This window comes from Algoriphagus halophilus (assembly GCF_900129785.1).
Lineage (GTDB): Bacteria > Bacteroidota > Bacteroidia > Cytophagales > Cyclobacteriaceae > Algoriphagus > Algoriphagus halophilus.
Window position 1 is genome coordinate 749,817 of record NZ_FSRC01000002.1, and the last position, 19,401, is coordinate 769,217.

13 protein-coding genes are annotated in these 19,401 nt (G+C 38.6%); 6 read left to right on the plus strand and 7 right to left on the minus strand.

Annotated features, from left to right (window positions below):
* Window positions 1-137 precede the first annotated feature (137 nt).
* Together gltB and BUR11_RS15065 are read left to right on the plus strand one after the other, a co-directional pair.
* Window positions 138-4,628, plus strand: coding sequence for a glutamate synthase large subunit (gene gltB, locus BUR11_RS15060; protein ID WP_074226155.1), 4,491 nt, complete (start codon window positions 138-140; stop codon window positions 4,626-4,628).
* Window position 4,629: 1 nt separating this feature from the next.
* Window positions 4,630-6,108: a glutamate synthase subunit beta gene (locus BUR11_RS15065; protein WP_074225804.1), complete on the plus strand. Its 1,479-nt coding sequence runs from the start codon at window positions 4,630-4,632 to the stop codon at window positions 6,106-6,108.
* 94 nt (window positions 6,109-6,202) lie between these two features.
* On the opposite strand, the gene BUR11_RS15070 is transcribed toward BUR11_RS15065, so the two are convergent.
* Window positions 6,203-6,634, minus strand: coding sequence for a DUF4890 domain-containing protein (locus BUR11_RS15070; RefSeq protein WP_074226156.1), 432 nt, complete (start codon window positions 6,632-6,634; stop codon window positions 6,203-6,205).
* Between the two features lie 88 nt (window positions 6,635-6,722).
* Window positions 6,723-8,054: an NAD(P)/FAD-dependent oxidoreductase gene (locus tag BUR11_RS15075; RefSeq protein ID WP_074225805.1), complete on the minus strand. Its 1,332-nt coding sequence runs from the start codon at window positions 8,052-8,054 to the stop codon at window positions 6,723-6,725.
* A gap of 145 nt (window positions 8,055-8,199) precedes the next feature.
* On the opposite strand from BUR11_RS15075, the gene BUR11_RS15080 reads away from it, so the two are divergent.
* Together BUR11_RS15080 and yjjX are read left to right on the plus strand one after the other, a co-directional pair.
* The gene (locus BUR11_RS15080) at window positions 8,200-8,907 is read left to right on the plus strand and encodes a YebC/PmpR family DNA-binding transcriptional regulator (RefSeq protein ID WP_074225806.1); all 708 of its coding nucleotides are present in this window, start codon (window positions 8,200-8,202) and stop codon (window positions 8,905-8,907) included.
* Between the two features lie 26 nt (window positions 8,908-8,933).
* Window positions 8,934-9,500, plus strand: coding sequence for an inosine/xanthosine triphosphatase (gene yjjX / locus BUR11_RS15085; protein ID WP_074225807.1), 567 nt, complete (start codon window positions 8,934-8,936; stop codon window positions 9,498-9,500).
* Window positions 9,501-9,687: 187 nt separating this feature from the next.
* On the opposite strand, the gene BUR11_RS15090 is transcribed toward yjjX, so the two are convergent.
* Window positions 9,688-10,671: an NTPase gene (locus tag BUR11_RS15090; protein WP_074225808.1), complete on the minus strand. Its 984-nt coding sequence runs from the start codon at window positions 10,669-10,671 to the stop codon at window positions 9,688-9,690.
* Window positions 10,672-10,741: 70 nt separating this feature from the next.
* Here BUR11_RS15090 and BUR11_RS15095 point away from each other — a divergent pair, with 70 nt between their 5' ends.
* Together BUR11_RS15095 and BUR11_RS15100 are read left to right on the plus strand one after the other, a co-directional pair.
* On the plus strand, window positions 10,742-11,665 hold the full coding sequence (locus BUR11_RS15095) for a M28 family peptidase (RefSeq protein WP_074225809.1): 924 nt from the start codon (window positions 10,742-10,744) through the stop codon (window positions 11,663-11,665).
* A gap of 70 nt (window positions 11,666-11,735) precedes the next feature.
* Window positions 11,736-13,514, plus strand: coding sequence for a chloride channel protein (locus BUR11_RS15100; RefSeq protein ID WP_074225810.1), 1,779 nt, complete (start codon window positions 11,736-11,738; stop codon window positions 13,512-13,514).
* A 445-nt stretch (window positions 13,515-13,959) separates the two neighbouring features.
* Here the strand turns inward: BUR11_RS15100 and mtgA are convergent, their stop codons facing one another.
* Genes mtgA through BUR11_RS15120 form a run of 4 tightly spaced genes read right to left on the minus strand, consistent with a single transcriptional unit; the run spans window position 13,960 to window position 19,268 of the window.
* The gene (gene mtgA / locus BUR11_RS15105) at window positions 13,960-14,655 is read right to left on the minus strand and encodes a monofunctional biosynthetic peptidoglycan transglycosylase (RefSeq protein ID WP_074225811.1); all 696 of its coding nucleotides are present in this window, start codon (window positions 14,653-14,655) and stop codon (window positions 13,960-13,962) included.
* Between the two features lie 4 nt (window positions 14,656-14,659).
* Window positions 14,660-15,454 (minus strand): class I SAM-dependent methyltransferase, encoded by a 795-nt coding sequence (locus tag BUR11_RS15110; protein ID WP_074225812.1) that lies wholly within the window; start codon window positions 15,452-15,454, stop codon window positions 14,660-14,662.
* 38 nt (window positions 15,455-15,492) lie between these two features.
* Window positions 15,493-17,415 carry a DUF3857 domain-containing protein gene (locus tag BUR11_RS15115; protein ID WP_074225813.1) on the minus strand — a complete coding sequence of 641 codons (1,923 nt, stop codon included), beginning with the start codon at window positions 17,413-17,415 and terminating at the stop codon, window positions 15,493-15,495.
* Complete coding sequence (locus tag BUR11_RS15120) at window positions 17,415-19,268, minus strand: transglutaminase-like domain-containing protein (RefSeq protein ID WP_074225814.1); 1,854 nt, start codon at window positions 19,266-19,268, stop codon at window positions 17,415-17,417. The genes BUR11_RS15115 and BUR11_RS15120 overlap by 1 nt, the downstream gene beginning before the upstream one ends.
* Window positions 19,269-19,401: the final 133 nt, after the last annotated feature.

Sequence of the window (19,401 nt, forward strand, 5' to 3'; positions counted from 1 at the left end):
TTTTGCGAAAAAATCAAAAATCTCTAATCTCATAAAAAATAAGGCATTTAGAAGGCTGGTTTATTGCCTAAATTTTAATGAAAGAAATTTTTTCTGTATTTTTTGGAAATTTTGAACCTATTAAATTCTACAGAAAAATGCAAAAAGGGTTGTATCGATCGGAGTTTGAGCATGACTCCTGCGGTATTGGTGCAGTTGTCGACTTGTCGGGAGTACCTTCCCACGAGACAATTAGCGATGCCTTATACATGCTTAGTAACATGGAGCATCGTGGGGGCAGAGGATCCGATCCGAAAACGGGAGATGGGGCTGGAGTACTTATACAAGTACCGCATCAATTCTTGAAGGATATTACGGCAAGGTCAGAAATCAATCTACCTGAGGCTGGATATTATGGTGTGGGGATGACATTCTTCCCTAAAAACAAGCAGTTATTTCATAAATCAAAAGAACTCCTTAATCAAATAATTGAGGAATTGGACTTTGAATTGATTGGGTACAGACAGGTCCCAGTGGATGAAACAGTCCCTGGTTCAGGTGCCTTGGAAGTAATGCCTAACATTGAGCAATTATTTGTCAAGCATAAAAAAGGATTGACTGGAATTGATTTAGAGCGTAAACTCTACTTATTGAGAAATTATGCTACTTCTGAAATCAACTCTAAGATTCCAGGGGTAAATAACTCCTTCTATTTTGCGAGTTTAAGTAGCAATACACTTATATATAAAGGACAGCTTCGAACAGATCAGGTTTTAGCCTTCTATAAGGACCTTCAAAACAGCAAAATTGAATCGGCCTTTGCCATCGTTCACTCTAGATTCTCTACAAATACCTTCCCGAACTGGAGGTTGGCTCAACCATTTAGATTTCTTTCCCACAATGGTGAAATCAACACCATTCGAGGTAATGTGACCAAGATGAAGTCAAAGGAATCCTTGATGAAAACGAAGTACTATTCAGAAGAGGAACTTAAAAAGCTTTTGCCTATCACAAACAGTCAGAATTCCGATTCTGCTAACCTGGATGCGATGGTAGAACTTCTGACTCTTACCGGAAGATCACTTCCGCATGCCATGATGATGCTGGTGCCAGAAGCTTGGCAAGACAATGAAGTCATGGATAGAGACAGAAAGGCATTTTATAAATTCCATGCTTCTTTGGTGGAGCCTTGGGACGGTCCTGCTGCGCTTTTATTTACAGATGGTAAATCTGTTGGAGCTACCTTGGACAGAAACGGTCTAAGACCTTTGCGTTATTTTATTACCAAAGATCAACGATTAATCCTTTCCTCTGAGGCTGGTGCCTTACCGATTCGTGAAGCTACCATTGTTGAAAAAGGGAGAATTAGCCCAGGCAGAATGTTATGGGCAGACTTGGAAAAGAAACGAGTACTTTTTGACGAGGAAGTAAAAGGAGAAATCTGCACGAAACAACCTTATGAAAAATGGGTGGCAGACCAACGAATCAAGCTTCGTTTGATGCCTGATCCGGAGGAATTATCTCATCCTTATAATTCTCAAGATCTAAAGAAATGCCAAACGGTATTTGGTTATACTTCTGAGGAACTCAAAGTGGTGCTGGCCCCAATGGGTGATACCGCCTACGAGGCCATCGGTTCAATGGGAGCAGATACTCCTTTGGCCGTTCTATCTAAACAAAGTCAGCATATTTCGAATTACTTCAAGCAACTTTTTGCTCAGGTAAGTAATCCACCAATTGATCCGATTCGTGAACGATTGGTAATGTCCTTATTTACCCGTCTGGGAGAGGGACATAATATATTAGAGGAAAGTCCAAGACATACCAGACAGATTCATATCTCTCAACCGGTATTGTTAAATGAAGATTTGGATAAAATCCAAAACATGGAGCACCTTGGCTATAGAAGCCAGAAAATCTATGCGCATTTCAATACAGATCATAAGCCAGGAAGACTTCTGGAAGCTCTTGAGAAACTTTGCATGGAGGCCGAAAAAGCAATCAAGGACAGCAAAAATATTCTGATCATTTCTGATCGAAACAGTTCTGAGGAATGGGCTCCTATTCCATCATTATTGGCTATCGGAGCTGTACACCATCATTTGGTGAAAAACAACATCCGAACTAAAGCTGGTCTGGTGTTAGAGTCTGGAGATATTCGCGAGACGCATCACTTTGCTACTGCTATTGGCTATGGTGCTTCAGCAATCAATCCTTATATGGCGCTGGAATCACTTTTGGAAATGTATGAAAATGGGCAGCTTACAAAAGTAAAAGACCGTAAAAAAGTACTAACCAATTACCAGGAAGCCATAGGCAAAGGTTTACTTAAAGTCCTTTCCAAAATGGGTATCTCCACACTACAATCCTATCAAAGTGCTCAGATTTTCGAAGCCTTGGGATTAGGGCCTGAAGTAATTGATAGATGCTTTAAAGGAACCATTTCTAGAATTTCCGGAATCTCATTTGATGAATTGGCAGAAGAAGTATTGATCAGACATAGAGCTGCATACGGAACCAAAAGCCCAGTTCTTGAAACAGGAGGAGTTTATCAATGGAAAAGAAGAGGTGAAAAACACTTATTCAATCCAGAGACTATCCACTTACTTCAAAAGTCTACCAGACTTAATGACTATGGCTTGTATAAGAAGTTTGCCAATAAAATTAATGAGCAATCCAAGGACGCCCTTACATTAAGAGGTCTATTCGAATTCAAAAAGAGAATTACAGTTTCAATTGACGAAGTAGAACCTGCATCTAGCATCATGCGAAGATTTGCTACTGGTGCGATGTCTTTTGGATCAATTTCCCATGAAGCACATTCTACCTTGGCTATTGCCATGAATAGAATTGGAGGAAAAAGTAATTCTGGAGAGGGAGGAGAAGATGAAATCAGATTCGCAAGAAAAGAAAATGGAGACTGGGAACGATCCGCTATCAAACAGGTAGCTTCCGGAAGATTTGGAGTAACCAGTAATTACCTTTCTAACGCTGCCGAACTTCAAATCAAAATGGCCCAAGGTGCCAAGCCGGGTGAAGGTGGTCAGCTTCCTGGACATAAGGTTGATGAATGGATCGGAAGAGTAAGACACTCGACTCCAGGAGTAGGATTGATTTCCCCTCCACCACACCACGATATTTATTCTATTGAGGATCTGGCCCAATTGATCTATGATCTAAAAAATGCCAATAGAAAAGCCAGAATCAACGTAAAATTGGTTTCTCAAGCTGGTGTAGGAACAGTAGCTGCCGGTGTGGCCAAAGCAATGGCAGATGTAATATTGATCTCAGGTGCTGATGGAGGTACGGGCGCTTCCCCATTGAGTTCAATCCGACATGCAGGATTACCTTGGGAATTAGGTCTATCCGAAGCACACCAAACCTTGGTGAAAAATAACCTGAGAAGTAGAGTAACGCTACAAACTGACGGTCAATTAAGAACCGGTAGGGACTTGGCGATTGCTACCTTATTAGGTGCTGAGGAGTGGGGAATATCTACAGCTGCTTTGGTAGTGGAAGGTTGTATCATGATGCGTAAGTGTCATTTAAACACCTGCCCGGTAGGAATTGCTACTCAAAATGAAGAATTGAGAAAGCTATTTACTGGAGATCCAGACCATGTAGTGAATTACTTCAATTTCTTGGTTCAAGATCTTCGTGAAATCATGGCTTCTCTTGGATTTAGGACCATCGATGAAATGGTGGGACAAAGCCATATTCTTCAGTCTACAGGACATCTAAACCATTGGAAGTGGGATAAAGTAGATCTAACTCCAATATTCCACAGAGTAGAAGTGCCAGATCATGTAGGTATCCATAAGCAAATCGATCAGGATTTTGAATTGAAGCGTGTGCTGGATAGACAATTGATCAAAGCGGCTCATCCTTCTTTGGAGCAGGCAGTTCCTTCTACAGGAAATTTCCAAATAAAGAATACCGATCGGTCGGTAGGCGCCATGCTTTCGAATGAAATTTCGAAAATATTCGGAAGTGTAGGATTACCTGATGACACTATAGAGTTTAAGTTTACTGGTTCGGCAGGGCAAACCTTTGGAGCCTTCCTCACCAAAGGAGTAAACTTTGAATTGGAAGGGGAAGCCAATGACTACTTTGGCAAAGGCCTTTCAGGAGGAAAACTGATTATTTATCCAAGCCGAAATGCACGATTCAAGCCAGAGGAAAACATCATCATTGGCAACGTGGCTTTCTACGGAGCTACCTCAGGTGAAGCCTATATCAATGGTAAAGGAGGAGAACGATTCTGTGTAAGAAATTCTGGTGTAAAAACCGTGATTGAAGGCATAGGAGACCATGGTTGTGAATACATGACCGGTGGTTTAGTGATCAATTTAGGAGAGATCGGTAGAAACTTTGCTGCTGGAATGAGTGGTGGTATCGCCTATATTCTGAAAGATTATATCACAGAAATCAATCCTGAACTCGTGGATATCGACAACTTGGAAGAAGAAGATTTTGCTACGATAAAATCCTTCCTGAAGAGACATGTGAAACTCACAGAAAGCGAGTTGGGAACGAAATTCCTAGAAAATTGGGATCAGTCAAAAGAGAAATTTATTAAAGTAATCCCTAGAGATTACAAAGCTGTTTTACAAAAAAGAGCTTCAGAACAATCTAAATCATTGGTGTAAGATGGGAGCGAAAGAAGGTTTTTTACAATTCAAAAGAGAGACGCCTGAATCAAGAGACCCAAAGCAAAGGGTAGGCGATTATAAAGAGATCTATAAGCCGTTTTCCGGTGAACAATTGAACCACCAAGCGGCAAGATGTATGGACTGTGGTATTCCGTTTTGTCATAACGGTTGCCCATTGGGGAATGTAATCCCTGATTTTAATGATGCGGTATATAATGAGGAATGGGAGCAAGCGATTAATATTCTGAAAAGCACCAACAATTTCCCTGAGTTTACGGGTAGAATATGCCCCGCTCCATGTGAAGCAAGTTGTGTTTTAGGAATTAACAAAGATCCTGTTGCAATTGAATTGATCGAGAAGAGCATTGCTGAAAAGGCCTACGAGCTAGGCTTGATCCTGCCTAAGCCTCCTGAAAAAAGAACTGGTAAACAGGTGGCTGTCATTGGTTCAGGCCCAGCAGGACTTGCTGCGGCTGATCAATTGAATCAGGCAGGTCATGAGGTTACTGTTTTTGAAAAAGACAACAAACCCGGAGGACTTCTTAGATATGGAATCCCAGATTTCAAATTGGAAAAATGGGTCATCGACAGGAGAATCGACATCATGAAAGAAGAGGGTGTGATTTTCACTTGTGGAACAGAAGTAGGTTTCAATATCAAGGCAGAAAATATCCTTAGAAATTTTGATGCAGTGGTGATTTGTACGGGAGCAGGACAACCTCGCGAATTAAGAATCAATGGAGATAAGTTAAAAGGAGTACATTTTGCAATGGAATTCCTTGGTAACCAAAATAAGGTGATCAATGGGGAGTTGGAAGAGAATCCAATTTCAGCCAAGGACAAGCATGTATTCGTCATTGGTGGTGGTGATACTGGAAGTGATTGTATAGGTACCTCAAATAGACATGGGGCAAAGTCTATCACGCAGTTGGAATTATTGCCAAAACCTCCAAAGCAAAGAAATACCCTAAACCCTTGGCCAGAGTGGCCGATGACTTTGAGAACTTCCAGTTCTCATGAGGAAGGTTCAGAAAGAATGTTCTCCATCTTAACCAAGGAGTTTATCGGAAATGAGGAGGGTGAAGTGACCGGATTGAAATTAGTAGATATAGAATGGAAGGAAAATGGTGGTCGAATGACCTTTGAGGAAGTGGAAGGCACCGAACGTGTAGAACCATGTGATGTTGCATTCATAGCCATTGGATTTTCAGGCCCAGCTCAAAATGGATTATTAGATGCATTTGGTGTAGCCACCATGGAAAATACCCTTCCAAAATCCAAAAATTACCAAAGCACAAACTCCAAAGTATTCCTTGCCGGAGATATGCGAAGAGGTCAATCACTTGTAGTTTGGGCAATCTCAGAAGGAAGAGAAGCTGCTGTAAAAGTAGATGAATATCTTATGGGAAGTTCATCTCTACCAATGAAAGACGAATCGTTTTTCCAGGTGGAAGAAGAAATCGCAGGTATTGATTGAGCCTAAAAGCTCAGATTATCCAATAGAATCCCTGTTTAGTTGACAACCCTGCGAAACAGAAAGCCATCCGCTTCGGCAGATGGCTTTCCTATTTTTAATTATCTCCTCTTCTTCTTGGTATTTCCCCTCTTTCTCTAATTTCTCCACCAGGCCTTCTTCCCCTTCGATGTCTTTGGGATTCTTTTAATTCTTCCCACTTTGCTCGTTGCTCTTCAGTCAATACTTTTTTGATTGCTTCATCTTGTACCTTCATCTCTTCGCGCCTTGCACTCATTTCTTCTCTTTTAGCATCCATTTCGGCTCTTTTGGCTTCCATTTCCGCCTCTCTTTTCTTGGCATTTTCCAGATTGATTGCCAAAATCTCTGCTTTCTGAGCTTCAGAAAGCTCAAGCTGCTTCGCCATCATCTCTGTTTGTTTTTGAGCTCTCTCTTCAGGAGTAGGTCTTTCTTTTGTCTTCGCCTCTTGTGCGAATGCAGCTGCACCAGCCATCAAGACCAGCATCAATGCAATAGTTAGCTTTTTCATTGTTTTACGGTTTGTTTGTCTTTTAGACATGCCATTTGGCAGATAGTTTAATTGGAAATCCAAAACCCTTGTTAACAAACCTTAAATTCTATTTTTCTTCAATTAACTCTTTACGTTCACTGGCTTTCACATATTTTGGCTTGATCAACAATCTCAGGCTAGGATCAAAACTCAAATAATTCCAAGCCCAATCCATAAAGATGAACATCTTGTTTTTAACTCCCAAAATGGCCATCAGGTGGACAAAAAGCCAGGTTAGCCAAGCCATTAAACCTTGAAATTTTATAAAAGGAAGATCTACTACGGCTAATTTTCTGCCAACTGTAGCCATAGAACCCAAGTCTTTATAACGAAATGGCTCCATTTCCTTTCCTTTGGTCAGGTTAATTAAATTTTTGGCTAAGTTTTCAGCTTGCTGCATGGCTACCTGAGCAACCTGAGGATGTCCTTTGGGATACTTTTCTTCTCTCAGTAAAGCCACATCTCCCAAAACAAAAATGTCTTTTTCTCCAACCACCCGATTCATTTCATCGACGTAGATTCTTCCATTAGGAGCAAAATGCTCTTTCGTTAGCCCATCGATTAAATTCGGTTTTATCCCAGCAGCCCAGAGCAGAGTATGGGTACTTATTGATTCTTTCCCTTCCAACTTTACCTGCTCCCCATCATAGTCCTGTACTTTGGTATCCAGCATTACTTCCACCCCCAACTTCTGCAAGTATCTAAGAGAATGATCTTGTGATTCCTCTGACATAGCGCCCAGGAGTTTTGGACCTGCCTCAATCAAGACTACTTTCATATTGCTGAAATTCAGCTCAGGATAATCTTTTGGGAAAACATTGTTTCTCAATTCCGCCATAGCACCTGCCAATTCCACTCCAGTTGGACCGCCTCCTACAATCACCACATTCATCAAGGACTTCCTATCTTCTTGCTTTTCAATATTGATGGCACGCTCATAATTGGAAATGATTTTATTTCTAATGTAAAGTGCTTCAGATACCGTCTTCATAGGACTGGAATTGTATTCTATAGACTGGTTGCCGAAGTAGTTGGTATCTGCCCCCATTGCCAGAACTAGGTAATCATAGTCTATGTATCCAATATCAGAGTAAAGTCGTTTGATTTTGGAATCAAAAGAATGTACCTCAGCCATTCTAAAAATAGAATTTGGAGTATCGTGAAATATCTTCCTTAAAGGGAAAGAAATCGCACTGGGCTCCAATCCAGCTGTGGCCACCTGATAAAAGAGTGGCTGAAACTGGTGGTAATTGTTTTTGTCCAGTAAAATGACTTGGAATGGCCCCTTTATCAGCTTTCTGGCAAGTTTTAATCCCCCAAAACCACCTCCAACAATGACTAGTTTGGGAAGATTGGTTTCAGGAATATTTGGAATGGGTTTTTCTGCGGGTAGTAACATTGGCTGTAGTTTTTCTTAGCTAACGAATTAGAAATAGATAAGGACAAAATTCCCCTCTCTTTTTCCTATTTAGAAGATCCGCCAACTTGGACTAGCCTATAGATAAAAAGATTTGTTATTTTTACCACCCTAATAAAGTATATCCATGGGAAGAGCATTTGAATTCAGAAAAGAAAGAAAATTCAAGCGTTGGGACAAAATGTCCAAAGTATTTACGCGTCTAGGGAAAGAAATAGTGATGGCGGTTAAATCCGGTGGTCCTGATCCCGCGTCCAACCCGAGATTGAGAACAATCATCCAAAATGCCAAAGGAGCACAAATGCCCAAGGACAGAATTGAAGCAGCGATCAAACGAGCTTCAAATAAGGATGAAAAAGATTACGAAGAAGTAGTATATGAAGGATACGGCCCTTTTGGGATTGCCGTCATTGTAGAAACTTCAACTGATAACATTAATAGAACTGTAGCAAACGTACGTTCTTACTTCACTAAAGCCGGTGGTTCACTAGGAACATCTGGTTCTGTAAGTTTTATGTTTGACCATAAAGCGGTGTTCCGATTTGCACAAGGCGATTGGGACATGGAGGAGTTAGAGCTAGAGTTAATTGATTACGGACTGTCAGAAATCGATGAGAACGAAGGTGAACTGTTTGTTTACACTGAGTTTGCAGATTTTGGCACCATGCAAAAAGCATTAGAGGAAAAAGGGATTGAAGTAATAAGTGCAGATTTCCAAAGATTCCCTACTTCCTTAACTGAATTGACAGAAGAGCAAGAAGAAATCATCAATAAGATGATTGAAAAGATGGAAGAAGATGATGATGTCAATCAAGTATTTACAAACATGGCCTAGGCAATTGCCTGGGCTTTTTTATGTCTATGAATTTTCCAAAAAGAGTAAATTTTCAAGATGCTGAAAAACAATTAATCATTGTAGGAAGTAAAAACCCTGTCAAGATTTCCTGTACAGAATCAGCATTTTCAGAAGCATTTTCAAAATCATTTTTAGTCAATGGGGTAAATACATCCTCCGGGGTTTCGGATCAACCCGTTGGAAACGAAGAAACTTTGAAAGGAGCTAAAAACAGAGCGACTAATGCTAAAAAAACATTTCCTGAAGCAGATTTCTGGGTAGGAATAGAAGGAGGTGTAGATGAAGACGAACATGGAATGTTTGCCTTTGCCTGGATTTACATTGAAAGTGATCAAAATAAATCAAGTCAGTCAAAAACCGGGACTTTTTATCTTCCCGATGAAGTAACCAAACTCATCAAATCAGGAATGGAACTTGGTGAAGCTGATGATCAGGTTTTTAGTCAACTTAATTCCAAGCAGCAAGGCGGTTCAGTAGGAATTCTCACCCATGGAGTAGTAGATAGAAAAGCCTATTATTCTCAGGCAATTATTCTTGCTTTAATCCCATTTCTAAATAAAAACCTCTACTAAAAATACAGGTTTAGTAAAAAAATAACATTATTGCCTTTTTATTATAAAAAATTTATAAAATGGTTGGAAAATCCAATTAATTGGGTTTGATTAGCAACATTAAATGTAGATACATTCAATTATACATATCACAGAAGTTGTTTCAGTCACCCAAAAATTGATTCAGCTATAAACCTCCTCTGGAGGTTTATTTTTTTAGATTCCTCAAGAAGTTTCGAAGCGCAACTTGCCAATCTGGATCTGCATCCCATTCAGGGCCTATATATAGCTCATTTCGAACGATTAGTTTGATATAATATTTAACTACCGTACGATTGGTAGAATCTCCAGAAGGTACTTCCAGCCCCATACTTTTCATCATATCTGCCTCTCTAGCTTCTACCTTAACCAATAAGAACTGTACCCGATCTCTAATTAATTCCTGGTCGGTTTTTGCTTCCGTTAACCATTCCGTGGCATAGGGATATTCAGCTTTCAATATTTGTTCAATTCCCGATTTTTGAGCTTCCTGCTCTGCTAAAATAGTAGCTTGGGATTTCCCATACATATCATACCTGAAATAGCTTAATAGACCAGATTCAGCGGAGGAGCCTTCAATCGGAATTCCTAGTTTAAATACTTCAAGGTTTAAGGGATTTTCTGCTATAAACTGTTGAGCTGAAGAAGTCTCATTTTGCCCTATATTGGGAAACTCAGGCACATCAATTACCAGTAAGTTCTTGGACCTTGTGTTTGCCCCAAGTGATGCAAATTGTTTAGCTGCTGTTTGTAAATCAGGCCCGCTAATGCCAATTAAACTGGTTGAAGGGATCATTTGAGCATTCCCTGTATAAGGTGCAACATGAATGGACGTGTTGTTTTTTTGCCGAGTTACAAAAATGATATTTTTGACCAACCGACTTGAAAATGCATTGGCATAATCTGCTTGAACAGCATCTGATATCGCTACCTGCTCCAACTCAAAATATCCCACAGGATCTCCCCCTGCCTCCACCAAAGCTGAATGGACACTATCTGCTAATGCTTTCCATTCCATCGCAGGTCTGGCACTAGGGTCATTCGAAACCATGACGATCGATTTTCCATCAAAAAAAGTTTCAGGAAGCGTGCCTTGTCCCATTCCTTTATGTAGGAAAATGAAAACAAACACGAGAGATAAGATATATTTCATTCGAAGAAATAGGTGATGTCCTTTTGCTTAGTAATTTTACGAATATACATAACGAAAAATATTTTCATTGATGCAGATTAATCTGAAGTCTTTCCTAAGTTTTCTGTTTATCCTAATTGCTTTTTATTCCAAAGCTCAACAAGTGGATAAAAAATCGCTATTGGACAATATAGAATATTTATCTTCAGATGACTTCAAAGGGAGAAAAACTGGCAGTCCAGAAAACTTAAAAGCCAGAAATTTTATTATTGAAAAGTTTAAATCCATTGGATTAGAAACCCATTATCTTCAGTTCCAGCAAAAGTTTTCTTTTGAAAGCCGAAGATCCAATGATCGACTTGATGGCGCCAATGTGGTAGGTTTTGTAGCAGGAAGTGAATCTAGAAAATTGATTGTAATCACAGCCCATTTCGATCATGTGGGCGTAGGCAGTCCAATTGATGGCGATAGCATTTTTAACGGGGCGGATGACAATGCCTCAGGAACCGCCGCATTAATAGCCTTGGCAGAATATTTTAAAAAGAATAGACCGAAGCACAGTATGATTTTTGCCGCTTTGGATGGAGAAGAAATGGGGCTACAAGGTGCTAGAGCTTTGGTCAGGGATTTCCCGTTTCCGCTTGAAACGATTGAATTGAATATTAATATGGATATGATCTCCAGAAATAATCAGGGAGAATTATATGCTTCTGGAACTTACCAAAACCCGGATTTAAAACCGATTTTGGAAAAAGCCTCTTCAGGCCTTACTCCAACTTTGGTCTTTGGGCATGATTTACCGGATACGGGAAGAGATGATTGGAGTAAATCCTCAGATCATGGGGCATTCTTAGAAAAGGGAGTTCCTCATATTTATTTTGGAGTGGAAGATCACCCGGATTATCATAAACCAAGTGACGATTTTAAAAACATACAACCTGACTTTTATTACGAAGCAGTTAACCTGATTCTTAAATGCACCCTAGCTTTAGACCGCGAATTACTGAAAGAATAGTCTTAATCTTTCGGATTGCCTGAAAGGATGCGTAATTTGTGGATTGTTTCTAAGACTATACCGCTGAATTTTGCCAAAAACAGATTTTATCACAAAGCTTCTAATCTGGCGACTCAGACACCTGAGTAATCAATCCTTTATTATCATCCTTAGCGGGATCATAGGAATAGTATCTGGTCTTGCGGCTGTCATTTTAAAAAGTGGAGTCCATGCCATCCAAGAATTCTTAACAGAAGACTTTTACAACGAATACGCCAATTTTCTATATATCCTTTATCCGATGATAGGGATTACAGCTGCGTATATTGTAGGAAAATACATTTTTAAAGATGTGGGGGGACATGGAATCCCGGATGTATTGTTTATTATTTCCAAGAAGCAAAGCCTCATTCCCAGGGTAAAAATGTATAGCCGACTATTTACTTCGGCGCTGACGGTAGGTTTTGGAGGTTCCGTGGGTTTGGAAGCACCCATGGTGGTAACCGGGTCTGCCATCGGTTCCAATACAGGCTTGCTGATGCATTTAAATGCAAAAAAAAGAACCCTATTGATTGGCTGTGGTGCCGCCGCTGCTATTTCAGCCATCTTCGGAGCGCCCATTGGAGCGGTGATTTTTGCAATTGAGGTGATCCTAATGGAAATAAGCACTGCAAGTTTCATCCCTCTACTCATTGCCTCGGTGATGGGTTCGCTTACCTCAATGATACTAATTGGGAAAGATTCCATTTTTAACTTCAATTTCACAGAAAACTTCAAGGCTTCCCACATGCCCTATTACCTGTTATTAGGTATTATTTGTGGATTAGTATCGCTTTATTTTAACCGTGCAGTAAGAAGAACAGAATTAGCTCTGGAAGGATTGGAAAGCCAAACGATGCGAATGCTATATGGAGGTGCTTTTCTAGGTTTTATGGTGTTTTTCTTCCCGCCGATATATGGTGAAGGTTATAATACCCTAAACCAATTGATTGAAGGAAAGTCGGCTGAAATCTTGAATAGAAGCCCATTTTTCTCCGTGATCGAGAATCCTTATATGATTATCATTTTCTTGGTTTTGATCATTTTATTTAAACCTATTGCTTCCGCTTTAACCATTGGGAGTGGTGGTAGCGGAGGGATATTTGCTCCCTCTCTTTATGTGGGAGGTATCGTAGGTTTTGTCTTTGCCTATTCCAAAAACCTGTTTGGATTCCACATTCCTCTTCCACTGGCATCTTTTACTTTGGTAGCTATGTGCGGGGTCATGAGTGGAGTCCAGCATGCACCACTTTCAGCGATATTCCTTATCGCTGAAATTACAGGAGGATACGAACTATTCGTCCCCTTGATGTTTGTATCTGCAATTTCTTTTATCACCACTACCTATTATCAAAAGGATAGTTTATACTCTCTTCAATTAAAAGACAAAGGTAAATTCCTACCTGAATCAAAAGATCAAGAATTATTGGAGTTAATTGATATTACCCATGTAATTGAACGGGACCTTTTGCCGGTTCATCCGGATGCCAAATTAAAGGACTTGACCAATTTGGTTAAAATTTCGAAGAGAAATATCTTCCCGGTTGTGGATGAGAAAAAAGCACTTAGAGGCATTGTCACTTTAGATGATATTCGAGATATCATGTTTGATCAATCACAACAAGATTCCGTTTTTATACGAGATTTAATGCATAGCCCTCCAGAAATCCTATTGGCTACTGAAAATATGCAAAAAGCCATGGAAAAATTTGAAAGCTCAGGAGCCTGGAACCTCCCAGTAATTGAAAATGGGATTTATTTAGGCTTCGTTTCTAAATCCAGAATATTCAATGCATATAGGAAACGCCTCATTCGTCAGAAGCAAGATTAAGCGAGTTTAGAATAAAATTTGGAATTGGAAATTATCCACTTATTTCAAGATTTAAATCTTCCTTTTTTTTAAGATAGCTACTTTTATCCACAAAATCGGCTTATAATTTTATTATATAATAAGCTGATTATCAGTTACTTATTATAAATACGTGGAAAAGTGTGGATAAATAATTGAAATTGTGGATAAAATTTTCTTGCAATTTTCAATCATTAAATAGACGCAATCAAGGCACTTTTTTTAAATCAATCCTCAGAGAATTTTTGAGGTTACAATTCTATTTTCGATGCTCAAAAAATCAAAGTTTAGAATAATATTCTGAAACATAAATATTAGTCTTCATTTTAAGAAGTGAAGTTAGATATCTTGAGAGGGTAAATTATTGAACCACAAATTCCTTATTAGTATAAGACAATTTTAACAGATAAAGTGCAAATTAAATTTCTTAGATTCCAAACCCAATCGGAGCTAAATTATTCATTTGTTTTAATATCCAAGCTTGTCTTCCTATGATATAAGGAGTTGGCTTTTTTGGATTCCAACGAATAGGATTAGGCAATACGGCAGCAATCATTGCGGCTTCATTTCTATTCAGTTTTGCTGCAGGTTTGTTATAATAGTTTTGTGCAGCGGCCTCTATCCCATAAATGCCATTCCCCATTTCTATAACATTCAAATAAACTTCAAGGATTCTTTCTTTGGGCCAAATCAACTCTACCAGCACCGTAAAATATGCCTCTAACCCTTTTCTTAGATAACTTCTATCTGGCCATAAAAACACATTTTTTACAGTCTGTTGGGTAATGGTACTCGCCCCCTTGATATTCTTCCCTTTTTGATTTCCTTCCCAGGCTTTTTTCATGGCCTCAAAGTCAAAGCCATGATGATCCAAAAATTTCTGATCTTCTGCTGCTACCACAGCCTGTGGAGCATTCTTTGAAATTTCGGCCATAGGAACCCAGTCTTTCGACAATTTCACCTTTTTTTCTGAATCGAATGTTTGTTCAAATAGCCGAATCACCATTAATGGTGTCACAGGAACAGGAACAAAACGATATAGAACTGTAAAGCCAACGGAAAGGATCAGAAACCAGATACCTAGTTTCCAGAGAAATCTCCAAATCTTACGAAATACTTTCATTTAATTAAACGGTTGCGCTGGCTTGAACAAAGCGATAATAAAAGACCGCATTTCTATCCTCGAAAATGGTATCCAAATCTTGTTCCATTAATCGGACCTCTTCTTCTTTGATTAACTGAGCCTCCAACATAGAAGCTGCTCCACTTTTCATCAAACCTTTCCAATAAGTAGTAATTTGTTTCAGAGTATTTGGATCGTGCTGACTTAAGTGAAATCCTCCTGGGAAGAGGTTAATATCTATAAAACTTGCCTCCTGAAGTAGATTCCCCAATTTCAACCCAACATCAGGGTCCCCTCCGAGGGATCTTTGAAACTGGTTATATTTTTCATAGTAATTTCTTAGTCCTGAAAGCTCTGGGTAGAAATAAAAAGAACTATTATAAACTTCAGTCAGCCAAATTTTGGATCCAGGCAAAAGATGAGATTTTAAGCTCCTTAATACCTGGATTGGTTCTGGAATATGTTCCAATACCCAACAGATAAATGCCCCATCAAATTTCTCATTCAACTGTAGGTTCCTAGCATCCTGACACTCAAAACTAAGTCGATCCTTAAAGGAATCAAGATTGACCTGAGCCTTTTCCAATTGTTTCGATTCAGCATCTACACAAGTGATTCTCATTTCTGGGAATAGGTCCAGCAAAACTTGGGTTTGAGCACCTACTCCAGAACCGATTTCAAGGATTTGTTTACATCCAATAAAATCAATTCTGGGGTAGATTAAAGAACCTAAAACTCCTGCTTGTTCTACCAGTCGTTCTTGTTCCTCGGGTACATATCCATGAATGTATGATGTCATCCATGCAAATTATTAAGAAAACAGGGGAATATCCCGAATTATGGGGATACTATTTTTTTCAATACTACTGGTTCGTTCAATTTGGAAGCTATAGATTCCATCAAATATTTCAGATCTGGGTACTGGGCAGCATCAATTAATGGGGTTCTAACCATCAGCTTAGTAGCAATTACCAGAATATTGTTCATCACCTTTGAGCTATAAGAAAATACAACTGGCTGACCTTCAATTGTCATTATCTCCTCTTGTGGAAAATCATCAATCTCATAGCCTTCAGGGATTTTAATATTTACATTATTAGTCTCATTGAAGGCATATTCAAAATCAACTGGAAAAATTCGATATTCTTGGGTAAATGGGTTTTTTGCAAATGCTGAATGCTTTATAGGGTTAAACATGATCATGTCCTGTTCTCCAGCTCCCTCAAGTATTACCTTGAATTTTGTAGAAATGTAATTTTTCTCCACCAAAGTATTCTCTACCTCAACGTCCTGAATAGACATGGACTCTCCTCCTTCACCAAATAATTTTCCCAAGGGTTCCTTCTGCTTTTCCAAGCTGTTAATTGCCTTATTCCAGTCCAAACCTTCATAATAATAATGTCTAATGGTATTGGACATAACCAAATCTTCGTCCTCCATATTAACCTCACTAAAAAAGACCGTGTTACTAGAATGTTTAAACTCCAAAGGAATCAAAGTACTCTTATCTTTCATCAAATAAAGGCCCATTTGCACATGCTTATCCAAGTCCACGTAACCAAAAGGTGCATCAGGGTCAGACAGATCCAAATATTGCGTTTTACCATCCAGTTCTGCTTTCAGTAAAATCTCATCGAATTGTGACAAAAATGGAAAAGGTACTATATGGGTTCTGCCATTTCCTTTACTTCCTATAAGCACTGGGTCGCAAGTAATCCCCTGAGATTTTAGAATGCCCATCAATAACAATACTAGTTCTTGTGGTTTCCCCGTTTTGGATTTTAACAACTGGGGTAAATTTTGATCTACATAGATAAAGTCTACTCCCTCAGAAGTAAAATTATCCCTCACATAATAGTAGGCTTTTTGGGCCACCTCTAATTGCGTACTACCACTGATATCTGCCTCTAGCAACTCTTTTTCAATGGGATTACTTCTATAGTATCCTTTTTCCCTATAAGTGGATATTAATTCGTCACCTAAGATTTCCCAGGTATTTAAAACATCTTCCCATTGAGATCCGGTATTATTTGGGGCTTGATATTGGGACAATTGAAATTCTACTCTTTCAATATAATCCCTGTAATTTTTCATAAATGGCTCTTCTTTCAAAGAATATAGATTTCTCAATGTCCATTTGAATAATCCATATTCAGAAGACTTTTCAGCATTATGGGTTAAATTGTAGCCTTGACCAATCATTTTGTAATCCAATTGAGGATTCATTTTTATTTGATAATGGGAAACTAATGTCGGAATAGAGTTTTGGAATGTCCATCCATCTAAAAATGTAAGATTCCGATCAATTTTCTTGTAAGTATATTCCAAAATGGATCCTACCTTTACATTTGGAAAACTGATTCTCATCTCACGGTAACCTTCCCCTAAATCCACATCATAAATATTGTCCTTTTCTACTTTGATTGTTTCTTGATTTCCATCTTCAAAATGGGATACTTGGGCTTTTACTCCATTAATGTCCTCAATTTTACTATCTCCCCGAAAATATCTAACTCGAATATCTGCATGCTCCTTGCCCGCATCTGACAGAATCTTGATTCTAAACAAATAGGTAGTTTCCAACATATTCCCAAAAAACTTGGATTCTCCTTCCTCCCACAATACTACGGCATTTGCATCGGGTTCATAGCTAACCTCTGATAAACTGATTTCTTCTTCAGAAAATTTACCCATTTTGACACCCTGGGCCCAGGTGAAGGAAACCGCAAAAAATACGATTACAGATAAAATTATTTTCATTATTGTTTGGTATTGGTTTCAGGCTTTAAAAAAACATAGGTTTTAGTCGCTTTTGAATTGATTTTCTTGATTACCTCTGTTCTCTCCTCCTCATCCATATCCTCCGGTAGTGTTAAATCTATAGATCGCTTTACCTTCAAGTCTGTCCCTTCCTGTGAACTCTCGATGGAAATCCTAATCCCTTCTTCCTCAAATAAAACAGGCTGGATATTGCTCTCCACTATCAACTCCTGACCTAGTTCTATCTTATAATCATCTGTTTTCAATAATCGATTACTTGAAAGCATATCAGGGCTGATCTTTCCCATAAAGGGCTTCAAAATAATTCTTTTAGTAGTACTCTGTATGAATTTTTGAATCGTTCCTTCGTAGTTTATAATTGCAATAGGAAGGGAATCAACATGCTTCAAATCAAGATGTAGGTCGTTAATAATCAACCCGGAAACAGGTGAGTTTCTATTGAAAAAATCTTTTTGTTTCCTATCGTCCAAAGAGTTTTTAACATATATCAAATCCTCGGCATAGTTCCCCTTCATTCTAAATTCGGTTTCTATCCAAGCATCACCACGTTCATCTAACTTGATAGAAGTAGATGATTGTGACTGGTTCCATAATGTACCACTATAATTAGGAGTTTTGGTAAGATACCCACCTCCCTCTTTAGTCACTAAAACATGTCGATTTTTTGTAAATGACCCCAAATAACCTGCTGGAAGCAAATTAGAAGTACATTCTAGCCATAAGGGATCAGATTCTGTAGGTACTTGGAGGATTACATGGTTAAATTGGTTGGAGGGAAAATCCACTTCAATATCCTCTTCTCCATCACCAGCAAAAACCAAGGTGTAATTTGAATCTATACCCGCCTCAGCAAGCATTGCTTTCATAATATTGGTAAGCCCTTTGCAATCCCCATAAGCGTATTTGGCTACCTCCTCTGAGGATATAGTCTGCCACCCCCCAATTCCAAGCTGAATACTTACATACCTAAAATTTTCTTGTAAATATGAATATAGGACCTGAACCTTATCATATGGATTATCTAATTCATCTGTCAAATCATGAACTTTAATCCTGAGTTCTTCAGGAAGTTGATCTCTTCCTTCATTCAGTCTATATAACCAATCTGCCATTCCAGACCAATCATTCATTTCTCCTTTAAAGTCTTCCACACTGAAATTTACAGGAGCCAATAAAACCCTATGGTCATCCTCTTCATTCATGTCTGGCTCTTGAACTGGTAAGTCAGTTTCTTGCCAGGTAATAGTCATGATTCCATTTTCTTCCTTCTCTTCCTTCGTACCAAAAAGATTTTTCTCCAAATACCGTAATCCAATTTCTTTTGGATATACCACAGTTAAAGATGATTTTTCTATTTTTTGATAATATCTATGGACCGGAATCCAGGTGGGGAGATTAAAGTTTGTAGAGGACTTAGTTTCAGTAATAATATTCACTTCAATTGGAAAAGTACCGCTTTTTAGCTCATAGAATTTCCGTCTATTGTCATCAAATACCGTGGAGTTTGAGTAAATAGCTACATCGGTCATATCCTTTATTTTAGCCTTCTGCAAGGTTTTTCCAGACTTTACATCCTTCATTTCCAATTCAAATCGCTCTACCTTATTTTGTTTATCATAAAAAAGTGAGGTGTAGGCATGACTTAATCCTTCAGTGTTGTAAATGATAAACTGCTTCTCAGATAAATAAGTAACCTCATAATTATCCGATATTATTATCGTCTGTTTTTCTGATAACTTAGAATACAATTCTTCAGAATCCACGCTAGAAGCGACAGTCGAAAAAGTGAATAAAAAGTGCAAGGTCAAGAATAAAAAAAGCGATTTGTTCATTAAAGTTATAGTGGAATTAATGGCTTAAATTAGAAAAATTCAATTTATAAACTATAAGATACTTAACTTAAAAATTCTGCAGAAAAAGCCCTTAGTTTTTTACTGCTGAATATCAATAGATTATAAAAGGCAA